This window comes from Pseudomonas wadenswilerensis, from assembly GCF_900497695.1.
Taxonomy (GTDB): domain Bacteria; phylum Pseudomonadota; class Gammaproteobacteria; order Pseudomonadales; family Pseudomonadaceae; genus Aquipseudomonas; species Aquipseudomonas wadenswilerensis.
This window is the reverse complement of record NZ_UIDD01000006.1, coordinates 482,001-494,253: the sequence shown is the minus strand read 5'-3', so window position 1 is coordinate 494,253 and position 12,253 is coordinate 482,001. Positions and strand designations below refer to the sequence as shown.

The window sequence follows — 12,253 nt, the reverse complement described above, 5'->3', positions numbered from 1 at the left end:
CTATTATGGCGCCCAATTGGAGGCAAAATCAGTGCGAAAATCTTACTCGAACGAATTCAAAATCAAAGCTGCCGAGATGGTGCTGGACGATGGTGAGTCAGTCCCTGATGTCTGCGAGAGCCTTGGCCTAGGGCGGACCGCGCTTCGTCGCTGGGTCGAGCAACTGCGCCAGGAACGAGAAGGTCAAACACCAGTCGGCGCCAAGGCCATCACTCCAGAGCAGCAGCGAATCCAGGAGCTGGAAGCGCTAGTCCGGCAAAAGGACCGGGATATCGAAATCCTAAAAAAGGCCAGTGCTCTCCTGCTTCGGGACTCCAAGGATCGTTCTCGTTGATCAACGAACTGAGTGAGCAATTTGGTGTTTTCGACTGCTGTCGCGTCCTTGGAGTTCGGCGCAGCAGTTTCTACGCATGGCGAAAACGCCAGGGACGAAAGGATCCGGTCAGAGAGGATCTGCGTTCAACGATGGCCAGCCTTTTCAAGGCCTCTCGTAGCTCTGCTGGGTCGCGAACGCTGGTTCGGGAATTGCGTCGTGCTGGCCATAAAGCCGGGCGATACAAGGTACGTATGCTGATGAAGGAAGCCGGTCTGCAATGCAAGCAACGCAGGCCGCATCGTTACCGATCATCGGGCACAGAAGCATTGATCGCGAGTAACCAGCTCAAGCGAAACTTCAACGTCTCGACGGTCAACCAGGTGTGGTGCGGCGATGTCACCTACATCCAGGTAGGCAAGCGTTGGCTGTACTTGGCGGCTGTGATCGACTTGTATGCTCGCCGAGTGGTGGGCTGGGCTTTCTCAATGATCGCCGATGCCCGGCTTGCCTGCGAGGCGCTACGAATGGCGGCCGAATCTAGAGGTAGACCGGCTGGAGTGATGTTCCACTCGGATCAGGGCTGTCAGTACACCAGCCATAAATTCAGGGCTGCTCTTGAGGAGTACGGTCTGGAACAGAGCATGAGTCACCGAGGCCAGTGCTGGGATAACGCCGTCATGGAGCGCTTCTTCGGTGCATTGAAGTCTGAGTGGATGCCAGCAGAAGGTTACGAAACCGAAGCGCAAGCACAGTTAGACATCCAGGCTTATCTGATGCGTTACAACCTTAAGCGTCTCCACAGCTACAACGGCTATGAAACCCCGGTAGCCATGGAGAAAAAGCTCAAGGTTGCGGCATGAACCTAAACCGGTGTCCAAAATCTGTTGACCAGTTCAGACCTGCTCTTCTAGGGAGCTAACCGGCCCAAGAATTCTTGCAGCCGCAAGATCGGACCTGTCCTTCTCTATCCTTCGGCTGTCCGCTAGGGCGCGATACGAAAAGACCAAAGCCACTATTACGGCTGCGCATGTGCCTATGGCGGCTGCCGCCTCCCAAACATCTTTCAGCACCAAAGCTATTTCCCTCTCAATACGCCTCAAAACGGACAGTCAGAGATATCCCACTTTCTTGATTCGCGCCACCCCGGCGAGGGCGGCGCCTGCAAAGGAGATTGCCATGAACCCCTACCAGATCACTGGGCCGGCGCAGATCGGCGTCAGTGGTGGCCGCACCAGCGGGCACATGCTCTGGAAAATCCTTGAGGCCCACGGCGGCAAGCTCCCGGCAAACGTGCACGCCTTCTTCCAGAACACCGGCAAGGAGCGCGAGGAGACACTGATCTTCATTGGCGCCATGGCCAAGCACTGGAGCGTCAACATCGTTTGGATGGAATGGTGCCGCGTGTACGGCCAACCGGACGACGCGCCCTGGTACAAGATCGTCGACTTCGAGACGGCCAGCCGCAACGGTGAACCATTCACGATGATGCTGGAGTACTACCAGGCCTACCGCAAGGCGGAAAAGAACCTGCCCGCCGTACTGCCGAACTTCAGCAACAACATGTGCACCGCTTACTTGAAGGTGAAGATCGGCGAGAAGCACATGCGCGCCTTGGGCTATGACGAGTGGGACTGCATCGTCGGCATCCGCTACGACGAACCCCGCCGCTACAGCCGAATGATGACCGCCAACGAGCGCGCCAATGCTCGCTGGGACAGCGTCTGCCCGTCCTACGTCGCGGGCATCACGAAAGAGGCTGTGACGGCCTTCTGGGCAGCGCAGCCTTTTGACCTGGGCATGGACTCGGATTACGGTAACTGCGACCTGTGCTGGAAAAAGAACGAGGCCAAGTTGATAAGAACCATTCAGGCAGACCCGTCCAGAGTGATCTGGTGGTCTGGTACCGAGGAGCGGTTCGGCCAAGTATTCCGCAAAGATCGTCCCAACTACCGATCGCTGGCTTGGTCAGCAGACCAGCGCGCTAGACAAACTGACTTGGATTTTGACTTCCTGACAGAAGACATTGACTGCTTCTGTGGAGACTAGCTTGCCCGCTCCTTCCGAATTATAGGCTCTCCCGGCATCCCCACGTAATGATAATCATGTCCCCTCTCAATTTTATCATAGTATACTTTATAATGACCCTCAAACGGATGCCCCTCAAGAAGAACATCCTCTAACCTCTGTCTCCCGCAAAACTTCAGCAGTCTACTCATAACTTCTGAAATATTAAAAACGTGCCTCGCAGGACTACTAACAAATCCCGTGTCTGTTACGTGCTCTGAAAAAGCCCAGAAACATATTTGTGGCTCCGTTTGGCGCTTGTCTTCAAAGTACATTTCTCGACGGAGTTCCATGCAATCTACAATCCAGAGAAATAGTTCATCATCGCTCAGGCCGTTTTCAGTTCGTTCCACTATACTTTTGCGCAGTTCCAACCACTTCTCAACCACCTCATCACTCCCGGAAGACTCGAACACGTCGCCGGAATAATGATTGCTGGGGAAAAGCTTACTGTACAAGTCATTTTTTTGGTAGAAGATAACTCCAAGCTCTTTAGCGGTGTAATCGAGCATGTCGACAAAGTCAGCACGATGACTTATAAACAACTGTGCTTTTGAAAACGAATTATTATCCTCAGAGGAGGATTTCGCGATATCCGCAGCTCGCCAAGCTGCCCAGGCAGCAACTGCAGCAGCGATTGCCGATAACATGCCAACAATGTCAGATACTGAGAATTCTTTTTTGAGTGTAAAGTCCGAATAAGATTTCACATCAATACTCAAAATAACAATTACCAGAAGAGCCCAACATACAACGCGCCAATCCTTATTCATACCTTTCCCTTCTGTATCTTGGCCTAGATTATGCAATAACCCTGCTCACTATAGGTATCCCCATGCCCACAGAAAACCGACCCAGCAACACCGAACAGATAGTCAGCGCCCGCGTGTGCGCTTACACACCAGGCCAATCGAAGGTCGAGCTTCAGTTGATCCCACCCAGCGCTCTGCCATCTTGGCTTGAGCTAGGGCAGCAAGTCATAGCCCAGCCAGCCGCCCAGCACCAGGGCGAGCCGGCGGTCGTGGTACCGGAAGGATACTGCCTCATGCCCAGGCAGCTCACAGCCGAAAACGGCGCAAAGGCCCTGTTGCTTGGTGAGTTCAAGTTGCAGGTCACGCGCGAATGTCCTGAATGCCAGGAGCTCGAAGAGCCATTAGAGGGCTGCGAGGTCTGCGATGGAGAAGGTGAGTACGCGCAGCGCCACACCATTCCATGGGATCAGATCAAGTTCATCTACAGCGAGGCGGTCAAGGGTCTCGCTCTCCAGCCGGAAGCCGTCCGGTAGCGCAAACCCCAACAAGAGCACTTTTGTACTCCAGGCTGCCTCATAGCCGCCTGAGCATCCAGACTGCGCTCTCGATCTCATCGATAGCACCAGGCACGTACTCAGCTGTCACCCAGCGCCAGGAGACGTTGCCGATCAGGCCGCCAGTGGCTTGCCTTCGAAGCTCATCAGCATCGAGCCCCTTCTGCTCAGCCGCAGCCAGAATGGCCACAAGCGCCTGCTCTAAATGCACAACCCGTTCTGCGGACATGGCTGCTCTCCGGTTGAGAGATTCAGCCTAGTTCCTCTCCCCTCTATTGAACAGCCGCTATATGGCGGCAAGGACGAAGTCATGCCCAGGAAAAAGCACCTCATCGTCGACTCAGGATGCACTCAGGACAATGAGCGCTGGTCTCTCTCGGCCTGCGGGCTGAATGAAGACTCCGATGTGGAGTGGGACGGCACCCGCGATCGGGAGTCGGTCAGCTGCAAACGGTGCCAGGAGCACATGACGAAGCCGAGAAAGGCACCAGATCCATTCCACAAAGAGCGCCCCATTCTGTTCAACGGCGCGATGGTCCGCTCAATCTTATCCGGGCAAAAGACAGTGACGCGGCGGCCGATCAAGGGCCGCCAAGTGCCCAGTCGCAGCGAGTCCGACTCTCCCGAGCACCAGTGGATCGCGGTGGTTCAAGATCATCCGCGATGGGGATTTGCTGTTTTTGGCGCAACTGAGGAGGAGTGTGCCGCTGAACTGGCTGTTTACGGGGCCGGCCCGTATGGCCGCCGCGGTGACCGGCTGTGGGTGCGCGAGACGTTCATGGATCTGCTGGGCACCGGAGTTGAACACCGGCCGACACCCGACAGCCCGTTGCAGCGCTACGCCTACGCCGCCGAATGCCCGCCAGGCTCGTTCTCGGATGAGGCGCGCAAGGACTTCGGCTTGAAGTGGAAGCCCAGCATCCACATGCCTCGGGCGGCCTGCCGCATCCTGCTGGAGGTCACCGACGTGCGTGTCGAGCGACTGAAGGACATCACCCCGGACCTGGCGATTGCCGAAGGCGTCGACGCCGACATGTGCCGCCAATACCTGGAAACTTCACCTTCGCGTTTTGAGTGCAAGGCTGCGGCAATCCACGGGTTCGCGGGCCTTTGGCAATCCACCGGCGGCGATTGGGACGCTAACCCCTGGGTCTGGGTCGTCGAATTTAAACGAGTTGACTAGCTATCCGATTGGCATTCGAAGGGCTGGGAAGCGACTCATCCAATCAGTTAAAAGCTGAACCATAACGCCGTGAAGCTCTTTGCTCTCTGACGCAACGCGAATGCACAAAGCACGAATCTCGACACGCTCTTCAAATGTGGCTGCAGCAGGCCAGTTCACCTCACCGGTTAAGCGATGCACAACTCTGTGACGATCCTCCACCAACGAGGTGATCCTTTCTACCAGCTCTGGCATAGGCCCTATTTCAGAGACCTCATTCAGAATCGCCTTCACGGGTTGCTTGAACGCCGTTGACGAATGTACTGGGACTACATCCTCCAACGTGTCTGCATCCGCCTGTTTGATTGCAAGCCTTGCCGCTACAACGAAAATCCTTTCAAACATCTGGCAACTGACTACAGCGACTCCAATGGCTTCGTAGATCTGTGCGTCGGTGATCTGTTCCATAAGCGATCTCGGTCTGTTGGCTAATTACATTCTGACGCAAAGCACGACCGTAACCCTTCCCCCTACAACAACTCAAGCCTGCCGGTAGGCGGGCATGGAGAGCTATTGCCATGACCCTGAAAACCATCTACTCGGCTCACCTCGAGGCCGGCCTGGAAACTCCCGCTATCACGCAGCAGCAACTCAATGACGCCCTCACCGAGTTTCGTCAGCACGGCTTGAGCATCGACGGCGGCAACGCCTACAAGCGCGATCTGTGCGACGCAATCATTGGCGCCATGGCATTCGGTAAACAGAACAACAATCCACCGCCTGCCGAACACTGGTGCAAGGAGTTTTGGGATATAGGTCGGGCCGAGGGGGCTCGGCAGGAAGAGCTGTTGGAAGCGCTGGCCCAAGCACGCGAACAGCGGGATGCCCTGCTCAGTGCGGCGCAAGAAGCCTTGAGGGTGATTGATCGAATCAAACCCGCAGGAAATGGAAACGGAACCCAGGTGCGCCTCGCAACAGCCATCGAGAAAGCCACCGCTTGACCCCTACCCACCTCTGCCGCCATGCGCGGCGTGGAGACAATCATGAAAAGAGAACTGATCAAGATCAGTGAATTCCAGCGCCGAAAATGGGGCGAGAACGGCACTCCGCTTTGCTCCCAGGCTATTCGCAATTACCTGCGCAACCGCAAGCTGCCTGGCGAGCGGATCGGGAAAATCTGGTACGTTGACTGGTCTGCATACCAGCGGACCACCGGCAACGCGCTGGTCGACATGGTGCTGAAAGGAGCTGCGTGATGGTTCCTCGACCAAGGAACAAGGCCAACAAGGGCCTGCCCCAGAACCTCTACTTCGACGCGCGCCGGGGCACATACCGCTACCGGCGCCCTACAGACGGGAAGTGGTTCCAGTTCGGCGCCGACCGCGGCAACGCTATCGACGCTGCCTCACAACTGAACACCACTTTCCTGCGCGGTGGCGACCTGGTGGCCGCTGTCCTGGGCGAAACCACGGTCACCATCGCCGAGTTCCTCGATACCTACGAGCGGGACGTACTGCCGCCCCGGGAACTGGCAAAGGCAACACTCGACCTGTACGCAGTCAGGTTCAAGCAAGTCAGGGCTGCCCTCGGCGAGCGGCCGGTGGACCAAATCACCATCCGCATGGTCGCCGAGTTCCTGGAGCCACTGACCGCCCGCGCCAGCAACCAGGCCCGGGCAATCCTCATCGATGTGTTCAATCACGCTGCGGCGAAGGGCCTGTGCCCGGACAACCCGGCGGCCAGCACCATCCCCAAGATCGAGAAGAAACAGCGCAAGCGGCACACCGTCGAAGGTCTCAAGGCCATCCGCGAGAAGTCGCCCCGCTGGCTGCAGAACGCGATTGATCTGGCACTGATAACCGCGCAGCGCCGCGGCGACATCCTCAACATGAAGTTCGAAGATGCGCGAGATGGGTTCCTGTACGTGGTCCAGAGCAAGACCGAGAAAGCATCTGACGCCGGCTGGCTGAAAATCAAGATTACCGACCAGTTGGGCGAAGTGCTGACCAGGTGCCGGGACGACATCCTGTCGCCGTATCTGGTGCACCGCCGGCCGGAAAGAAAGAAGAAGCGCGAAGGAAAGGATCACTGGACGAAGGTGGACGAGAGGTTTCTCACCCGGGCCTTCAAGGATGCGAGGGATGCCGCCGGCTGCTACAACGACCTCAAAGAGGAAGAGATGCCGGGGTTTCATGAGGTGCGCGCCCTATCCCTTCACCTGTACAAACGAGCAGGCAAAGACGGGCAGAAGATCGCCGGGCATGCTACCGAAGGCATGACCAGGAACTACCAGAAAGGGCACGAAGATGTGGTGTGGTCCGAGGTCGAAGCTGACCTGGATATCGGCGATTTCGCCGGGTAGTTTTGCGCGAGTTTTGCGCATGTTTTGCGCGGGCACAAAAAAGCCGGTTCAGATAACCGGCTTAACTGCCTGATTTTACTCAGTAAATAATGGTCGGGACGGAGTGATTCGAACACTCGACCCCTTGCACCCCATGCAAGTGCGCTACCGGGCTGCGCTACGCCCCGACTGGGCTTGAAGCATGTTCCCCTTGTTGCTGAGAACGTTGAAGAATGTACCCTAACCTTTTGAATTATGGAAGCATTTTTTCCAAAATTCCGGGCCCGATAAGGGTTACTTCTTCAGCACCACCAACACGTCTTCCAACTCGACAATCATCTGCCGGATCAGTTGTTTGTACTGGGTGGTGTCGTCCTTGGCTTCATCGCCAGAGAGGCGCAGGCGCGCCCCGCCGATGGTGAAGCCCTGGTCGTACAGCAGCGCGCGGATCTGGCGGATCATCAGCACGTCCTGGCGCTGATAGTACCGCCGGTTGCCGCGGCGCTTTACCGGGTTGAGTTGCGGGAATTCCTGCTCCCAGTAGCGGAGCACGTGCGGTTTTACCGCGCAAAGCTCACTCACTTCACCAATGGTGAAGTAGCGTTTGCCTGGAATCGGCGGAAGCTCGTCGTTATGACTTGGTTCCAGCATAGGCCTCAACTCGGGCTTTCAACTTCTGCCCTGGACGAAAGGTGACAACCCGACGTGCCGTGATCGGGATTTCTTCCCCAGTCTTGGGGTTACGGCCCGGCCGCTGGCGCTTGTCGCGCAGGTCGAAATTGCCGAATCCGGACAATTTGACCTGCTCGTTGTCTTCAAGAGCGTGCCTGATTTCCTCAAAGAACAGCTCGACCAATTCCTTGGCCTCGCGCTTGTTCAGGCCCAGCTCCTCGTACAGCCGTTCGGCCATCTCAGCTTTCGTCAGAGCACCCATACGCTATTTCCTTAACGTGGTGTTCAACCTTTGTTCGAGCGAGGTGAGGATGTTTTGCGTCGCGGTGTTCACCTCTTCATCATTAAGAGTGCGCGATGGATGCTGCCAGGTCAAGCCGACGGCCAGGCTTTTTCTATCAGGATCAATGCCTTTACCCTGATAAACATCAAACAGCCTGAGGTCTGTGAGCCATTCGCCTGCATTGTCACGAATTACTTCAAGCACCGAGCTCGAAGCAACATCACGTCCTGCCACCAAGGCCAGGTCACGACGCACTTCCGGGAACTTCGACAGCTCGCTGAACTTCGGCAGGCGGCCTTCGGCCACTTCGCCCAGGACCAGCTCGAAGACGTACACCGGACGATCCAGGCCCAAGGTCTTGGCCAGCTCCGGGTGGATGGCACCCAGGTAGCCGACTTCGCGACCGTCACGCTCGATGCGTGCGGTTTGGCCCGGGTGCAGCGCCGGGTGTTTGCCCGGGACGAAGCTGAACTCGGCGAGCGAACCGGAGAAGCCCAGTACCGCTTCAACGTCTGCCTTCACATCGAAGAAGTCGATGCTGTCACGGCCGTTGGCCCAGCCTTCCGGCAGGCGGCTGCCGCAGACCACACCAGCGAGCATCGGCTGCTGCTTGAGGTCACCCAGCTGGCCGACGAAGCGCAGGCCGCTTTCGAACATGCGCACGCGGTCTTGCTGGCGGTTGAGGTTGTGCTGCAGCGACTTGACCAGGCCCGGCCACAGGGAGGCACGCATGGCCGCCATGTCGCTGGAGATCGGGTTGGCCAGCAGCAGCGGCTCGACGCCCGGGCTGAACAGTTCGAACAGTTTCGGGTCGATGAAGCTGTAGGTGATGGCTTCCTGGTAACCACGGGCCACCAGCAGGCGGCGCAGGGCTGGCAGTTCGCCACGGGCTTCAGCCTTGGCCTGCGGGGCCAGGCGCGCTTGCGGGTAACGTACCGGCAGGCGGTTGTAGCCGTACAGGCGCGCCAGTTCTTCGATCAGGTCGACTTCCAGGCTGATGTCGAAGCGATGGCTAGGTACTTCGACCTGCCACTGCCCTTCGCCGGCGGTGGTTTTCAGGCCGAGGCCGTTGAGCAGCTGCTCGACGTCGGCGCTGGCCATTTCCATGCCCAGCATCTGGGTCAGGCGCTCGGCGCGCAGGGTGACCGGGGCAACCTTCGGCAGGTGCGCTTCGCTGGTGACGTCGATCACAGGACCGGCTTCGCCGCCGACGATGTCCAGCAGCAGGCCAGTGGCGCGCTCGATGGCTTCGCGAGCCAGCTGCGAGTCGACGCCACGCTCGTAGCGGTGCGAGGCATCGGTGTGCAGGCCGTAGGAACGGGCCTTGCCAGCGACGGAGATCGGCTCGAAGAAGGCGCTCTCGAGGAAGATGTCGCGGGTGCCCGCGGCAACGCCACTGTGCTCGCCACCCATCACGCCGGCAATGGCCAGGGCGCGGCTGTGGTCGGCGATCACCAGGGTGCCGGGACGCAGGGTAACTTCCTGGCCATCGAGCAGTACCAGCTTCTCGCCCTCTTCTGCCATGCGCACGCGGATGCCGCCGTTGATCTCGGCGAGATCGAAGGCGTGCATCGGCTGGCCCAGCTCGAGCATCACGTAGTTGGTGATGTCGACGGCAGCGTCGATGCTGCGCACGTCGGAGCGACGCAGGCGCTCGACCATCCACAGCGGGGTCGGCTTGGTCAAGTCGACGTTACGGATAACGCGGCCCAGGTAGCGCGGGCAGGCAGCTGGCGCCAGCACTTCAACCGGACGCACTTCGTCGTGGGCAGCAGCAACGGCCGGCACTTGCGGACGGGTAACCGCTACGTCGTACAAGGCACCCACGTCACGGGCCAGGCCCGCCACAGACAGGCAGTCGCCACGGTTCGGGGTCAGGCCGATCTCGATGCTGGCGTCGTCCAGGTCCAGGTACACGCGAATGTCTTCGCCAACCGGGGCATCGGCAGCCAGCTCGAGCAGGCCGTCGTTTTCTTCGCTGATCTGCAGCTCGGCCGCCGAGCAGAGCATGCCGTTGGATTCAACGCCACGCAGCTTGGCTTTCTTGATCTTGAAGTCGCCCGGCAGTTCGGCGCCGATCATCGCGAACGGGATCTTCAGGCCAGGGCGCACGTTAGGCGCGCCGCACACTACCTGGAAGGTCTCGCTGCCGTTGCTGACCTGGCACACGCGCAGCTTGTCGGCATCGGGGTGCTGTTCGGTGCTCAGCACCTCACCGACGATGATGCCGCTGAACTGGCCGGCGGCCGGGGTGACGCTGTCGACCTCAAGGCCGGCCATCGACAGACGGGCGACCAGATCGTCACGGGATACCTGCGGGTTGACCCAACCGCGCAGCCACTTTTCACTGAATTTCATCCTGCTCTCCTGAAAGATTCGTTACGGGTGCGCGACCTAGCGAAATTGCGCAAGGAACCGCAAGTCGTTGTCGAAGAACAGGCGCAAATCGTTGACGCCGTAACGCAGCATGGCCAGGCGCTCGGCGCCCATGCCGAAGGCAAAGCCCTGGAATTCTTCGGGGTCGATGCCCGACATGCGCAGCACGTTCGGGTGAACCATGCCGCAGCCCATGACTTCCAGCCAGCCGGTCTGCTTGCACACGCGGCAGCCTTTGCCGCTGCAGATGACGCACTGGATGTCGACTTCAGCCGAAGGCTCGGTGAAGGGGAAGAACGACGGACGGAAACGTACCGCCAGCTCTTTTTCGAAGAACACCCGCAGGAATTCTTCGATGGTGCCTTTGAGGTCGGCGAAATTGATGTCGCGATCGATCAACAGGCCTTCGACCTGGTGGAACATCGGCGAGTGGGTCAGGTCCGAGTCGCAGCGGTAAACGCGGCCCGGGCAGACAATGCGGATGGGCGGCTGGGTGGACTCCATGGTCCGCACCTGCACCGGCGAGGTGTGGGTACGCAGCAGCATGTTGGCATTGAAATAGAAGGTGTCGTGCATTGCCCGGGCCGGGTGGTGGCCGGGAATGTTGAGCGCTTCGAAGTTGTGGTAGTCGTCTTCGACCTCAGGGCCTTCGGCGATGCCGTAGCCGATGTGGGTGAAGAACTGCTCGATGCGTTCCAGGGTACGGGTGATCGGATGCAGACCACCGGAGGTCTGGCCACGGCCCGGCAGGGTCACATCAATGCACTCGGCAGCCAGACGGGCGCTGAGCTCGGCTTCTTCAAACGCCGCCTTGCGCGCGTTGAGCACCTCGGTGACGCGTTCCTTGGCGTCGTTGATCAGCGCGCCAACTTTTGGCCGCTCTTCGGCAGGCAGGTTGCCCAGGGTCTTCATCACCTGGGTCAGTTCGCCTTTCTTGCCAAGGAATTGCACCCGGATCTGTTCCAGGGCATTGATGTCTTCAGCGCGTTCCACGGCCTCCAGGGCTTGGGAGACCAGCGCGTCCAGGTTTTCCATGTACAGACTCCAGATACGAAATAGGGGAAGAGCGCAGGCTCTTCCCCTATTAAGACGTTTAACACCAGGCGCCGGAAATGACGCCAGGTGATTGTCGGGGGTACTTAAGCCAGCGAGGCTTTAGCTTTCTCGACAATCGCAGCAAACGCCGCTTTTTCGTTCACTGCCAGATCGGCCAGAACCTTGCGGTCGATTTCGATCGACGCTTTTTTCAGGCCAGCGATCAGGCGGCTGTAGGACAGACCGTTGATACGCGCACCAGCGTTGATACGAGCGATCCACAGAGCGCGGAACTGACGTTTTTTCTGACGACGGTCGCGGTAGGCGTATTGGCCTGCCTTGATGACCGCTTGCTTGGCAACACGGAATACGCGCGAGCGAGCGCCGTAGTAGCCTTTAGCCAGTTTCAGAATTTTCTTGTGACGCTTACGAGCGATGACGCCACGCTTTACACGAGCCATGAGTAACTTCCTCTATCTAGAACCAAAAATTAACGAAGGCGCAGCATGCGCTCGACTTTTGCCACGTCCGACGGGTTCAGCAAGCTGCTACCACGAAGTTGACGCTTACGCTTGGTCGACATTTTGGTCAGGATGTGGCTCTTGAAAGCGTGTTTGTGCTTGATGCCGTTAGCCGTTTTCAAGAAACGCTTGGCTGCACCGCTTTTGGTTTTCATTTTTGGCATGTTCGGATACTCC

General features: G+C 58.4%; 16 protein-coding genes and 1 tRNA gene. 7 read left to right on the top strand and 10 right to left on the bottom strand.

Annotated features, from left to right (window positions below):
• Positions 1-76: 76 nt before the first annotated feature.
• Positions 77-1,176, top strand: a protein-coding gene (locus tag CCOS864_RS11210) for an IS3 family transposase (protein ID WP_244211906.1) whose coding sequence is annotated in 2 segments (ribosomal slippage) — positions 77-281 and positions 281-1,176 — 1,101 coding nt in all. Because the reading frame shifts where the segments join, the coding sequence is not laid out codon by codon here.
• 316 nt (positions 1,177-1,492) lie between these two features.
• Positions 1,493-2,362, top strand: a complete 870-nt coding sequence (locus CCOS864_RS11205; protein ID WP_208644368.1) for an adenine nucleotide alpha hydrolase family protein — start codon at positions 1,493-1,495, stop codon at positions 2,360-2,362.
• On the opposite strand, the gene CCOS864_RS11200 is transcribed toward CCOS864_RS11205, so the two are convergent.
• Positions 2,359-3,153, bottom strand: coding sequence for a hypothetical protein (locus CCOS864_RS11200; RefSeq protein WP_115086343.1), 795 nt, complete (start codon positions 3,151-3,153; stop codon positions 2,359-2,361). The genes CCOS864_RS11205 and CCOS864_RS11200 overlap by 4 nt on opposite strands.
• A gap of 272 nt (positions 3,154-3,425) precedes the next feature.
• Here CCOS864_RS11200 and CCOS864_RS28030 point away from each other — a divergent pair, with 272 nt between their 5' ends.
• Positions 3,426-3,665, top strand: coding sequence for a hypothetical protein (locus tag CCOS864_RS28030; RefSeq protein WP_148708530.1), 240 nt, complete (start codon positions 3,426-3,428; stop codon positions 3,663-3,665).
• Between the two features lie 40 nt (positions 3,666-3,705).
• Here the strand turns inward: CCOS864_RS28030 and CCOS864_RS11190 are convergent, their stop codons facing one another.
• Positions 3,706-3,915 carry a hypothetical protein gene (locus CCOS864_RS11190; RefSeq protein ID WP_115086341.1) on the bottom strand — a complete coding sequence of 70 codons (210 nt, stop codon included), beginning with the start codon at positions 3,913-3,915 and terminating at the stop codon, positions 3,706-3,708.
• Positions 3,916-3,996: 81 nt separating this feature from the next.
• Between CCOS864_RS11190 and CCOS864_RS11185 the strand changes: the two genes are divergently transcribed.
• On the top strand, positions 3,997-4,869 hold the full coding sequence (locus tag CCOS864_RS11185) for an ASCH domain-containing protein (RefSeq protein ID WP_115086340.1): 873 nt from the start codon (positions 3,997-3,999) through the stop codon (positions 4,867-4,869).
• Here the strand turns inward: CCOS864_RS11185 and CCOS864_RS11180 are convergent, their stop codons facing one another.
• Positions 4,870-5,316 (bottom strand): hypothetical protein, encoded by a 447-nt coding sequence (locus CCOS864_RS11180; protein WP_115086339.1) that lies wholly within the window; start codon positions 5,314-5,316, stop codon positions 4,870-4,872.
• A gap of 110 nt (positions 5,317-5,426) precedes the next feature.
• On the opposite strand from CCOS864_RS11180, the gene CCOS864_RS11175 reads away from it, so the two are divergent.
• From CCOS864_RS11175 to CCOS864_RS11165, 3 genes are read left to right on the top strand one after another with little or no spacing between them, the layout of a single operon-like run.
• The gene (locus CCOS864_RS11175; RefSeq protein ID WP_244211903.1) at positions 5,427-5,849 is read left to right on the top strand and encodes a hypothetical protein; all 423 of its coding nucleotides are present in this window, start codon (positions 5,427-5,429) and stop codon (positions 5,847-5,849) included.
• A gap of 42 nt (positions 5,850-5,891) precedes the next feature.
• Entirely contained in the window at positions 5,892-6,104 is a 213-nt protein-coding gene (locus CCOS864_RS11170) for a hypothetical protein (protein WP_045194519.1), read from the top strand.
• Complete coding sequence (locus CCOS864_RS11165) at positions 6,104-7,210, top strand: phage integrase Arm DNA-binding domain-containing protein (RefSeq protein ID WP_115086338.1); 1,107 nt, start codon at positions 6,104-6,106, stop codon at positions 7,208-7,210. Before CCOS864_RS11170 ends, CCOS864_RS11165 begins: the two co-directional genes overlap by 1 nt.
• Before the next feature lie 90 nt (positions 7,211-7,300).
• Here CCOS864_RS11165 and CCOS864_RS11160 read toward each other — a convergent pair.
• From CCOS864_RS11160 to rpmI, 7 genes are all read right to left on the bottom strand, one after another.
• Positions 7,301-7,377: transfer RNA gene (locus CCOS864_RS11160), tRNA-Pro, on the bottom strand.
• 106 nt (positions 7,378-7,483) lie between these two features.
• A complete protein-coding gene (locus tag CCOS864_RS11155) occupies positions 7,484-7,840 on the bottom strand; it encodes a MerR family transcriptional regulator (protein WP_010222411.1) in 357 nt (118 codons plus the stop codon).
• Positions 7,821-8,123: an integration host factor subunit alpha gene (gene ihfA / locus CCOS864_RS11150; RefSeq protein ID WP_002553164.1), complete on the bottom strand. Its 303-nt coding sequence runs from the start codon at positions 8,121-8,123 to the stop codon at positions 7,821-7,823. The genes CCOS864_RS11155 and ihfA overlap by 20 nt, the downstream gene beginning before the upstream one ends.
• Positions 8,124-8,126: 3 nt before the next feature.
• Positions 8,127-10,502: a phenylalanine--tRNA ligase subunit beta gene (gene pheT / locus CCOS864_RS11145; RefSeq protein WP_115086337.1), complete on the bottom strand. Its 2,376-nt coding sequence runs from the start codon at positions 10,500-10,502 to the stop codon at positions 8,127-8,129.
• A 36-nt stretch (positions 10,503-10,538) separates the two neighbouring features.
• Positions 10,539-11,555 carry a phenylalanine--tRNA ligase subunit alpha gene (gene pheS, locus CCOS864_RS11140; RefSeq protein WP_038994580.1) on the bottom strand — a complete coding sequence of 339 codons (1,017 nt, stop codon included), beginning with the start codon at positions 11,553-11,555 and terminating at the stop codon, positions 10,539-10,541.
• 104 nt (positions 11,556-11,659) lie between these two features.
• Positions 11,660-12,016: a 50S ribosomal protein L20 gene (gene rplT / locus CCOS864_RS11135; RefSeq protein WP_010222414.1), complete on the bottom strand. Its 357-nt coding sequence runs from the start codon at positions 12,014-12,016 to the stop codon at positions 11,660-11,662.
• A 29-nt stretch (positions 12,017-12,045) separates the two neighbouring features.
• Positions 12,046-12,240: a 50S ribosomal protein L35 gene (gene rpmI, locus CCOS864_RS11130; protein ID WP_045194535.1), complete on the bottom strand. Its 195-nt coding sequence runs from the start codon at positions 12,238-12,240 to the stop codon at positions 12,046-12,048.
• Positions 12,241-12,253 lie beyond the last annotated feature (13 nt).

What these genes read in the sequence shown, in the direction of transcription:
- CCOS864_RS11205 (WP_208644368.1), top strand. Translation starts at nt 1,493, where the DNA reads ATGAACCCCTACCAGATCACTGGGCCGGCGCAGATCGGCGTCAGTGGT.
- CCOS864_RS11180 (WP_115086339.1), bottom strand. Translation starts at nt 5,316, where the DNA reads ATGGAACAGATCACCGACGCACAGATCTACGAAGCCATTGGAGTCGCT.
- CCOS864_RS11185 (WP_115086340.1), top strand. Translation starts at nt 3,997, where the DNA reads ATGCCCAGGAAAAAGCACCTCATCGTCGACTCAGGATGCACTCAGGAC.
- CCOS864_RS11155 (WP_010222411.1), bottom strand. Translation starts at nt 7,840, where the DNA reads ATGCTGGAACCAAGTCATAACGACGAGCTTCCGCCGATTCCAGGCAAA.
- CCOS864_RS11200 (WP_115086343.1), bottom strand. Translation starts at nt 3,153, where the DNA reads ATGAATAAGGATTGGCGCGTTGTATGTTGGGCTCTTCTGGTAATTGTT.
- CCOS864_RS11175 (WP_244211903.1), top strand. Translation starts at nt 5,427, where the DNA reads ATGACCCTGAAAACCATCTACTCGGCTCACCTCGAGGCCGGCCTGGAA.
- rpmI (WP_045194535.1), bottom strand. Translation starts at nt 12,240, where the DNA reads ATGCCAAAAATGAAAACCAAAAGCGGTGCAGCCAAGCGTTTCTTGAAA.
- rplT (WP_010222414.1), bottom strand. Translation starts at nt 12,016, where the DNA reads ATGGCTCGTGTAAAGCGTGGCGTCATCGCTCGTAAGCGTCACAAGAAA.
- ihfA (WP_002553164.1), bottom strand. Translation starts at nt 8,123, where the DNA reads ATGGGTGCTCTGACGAAAGCTGAGATGGCCGAACGGCTGTACGAGGAG.
- pheT (WP_115086337.1), bottom strand. Translation starts at nt 10,502, where the DNA reads ATGAAATTCAGTGAAAAGTGGCTGCGCGGTTGGGTCAACCCGCAGGTA.
- pheS (WP_038994580.1), bottom strand. Translation starts at nt 11,555, where the DNA reads ATGGAAAACCTGGACGCGCTGGTCTCCCAAGCCCTGGAGGCCGTGGAA.
- CCOS864_RS11190 (WP_115086341.1), bottom strand. Translation starts at nt 3,915, where the DNA reads ATGTCCGCAGAACGGGTTGTGCATTTAGAGCAGGCGCTTGTGGCCATT.
- CCOS864_RS28030 (WP_148708530.1), top strand. Translation starts at nt 3,426, where the DNA reads ATGCCCAGGCAGCTCACAGCCGAAAACGGCGCAAAGGCCCTGTTGCTT.
- CCOS864_RS11170 (WP_045194519.1), top strand. Translation starts at nt 5,892, where the DNA reads ATGAAAAGAGAACTGATCAAGATCAGTGAATTCCAGCGCCGAAAATGG.
- CCOS864_RS11165 (WP_115086338.1), top strand. Translation starts at nt 6,104, where the DNA reads ATGGTTCCTCGACCAAGGAACAAGGCCAACAAGGGCCTGCCCCAGAAC.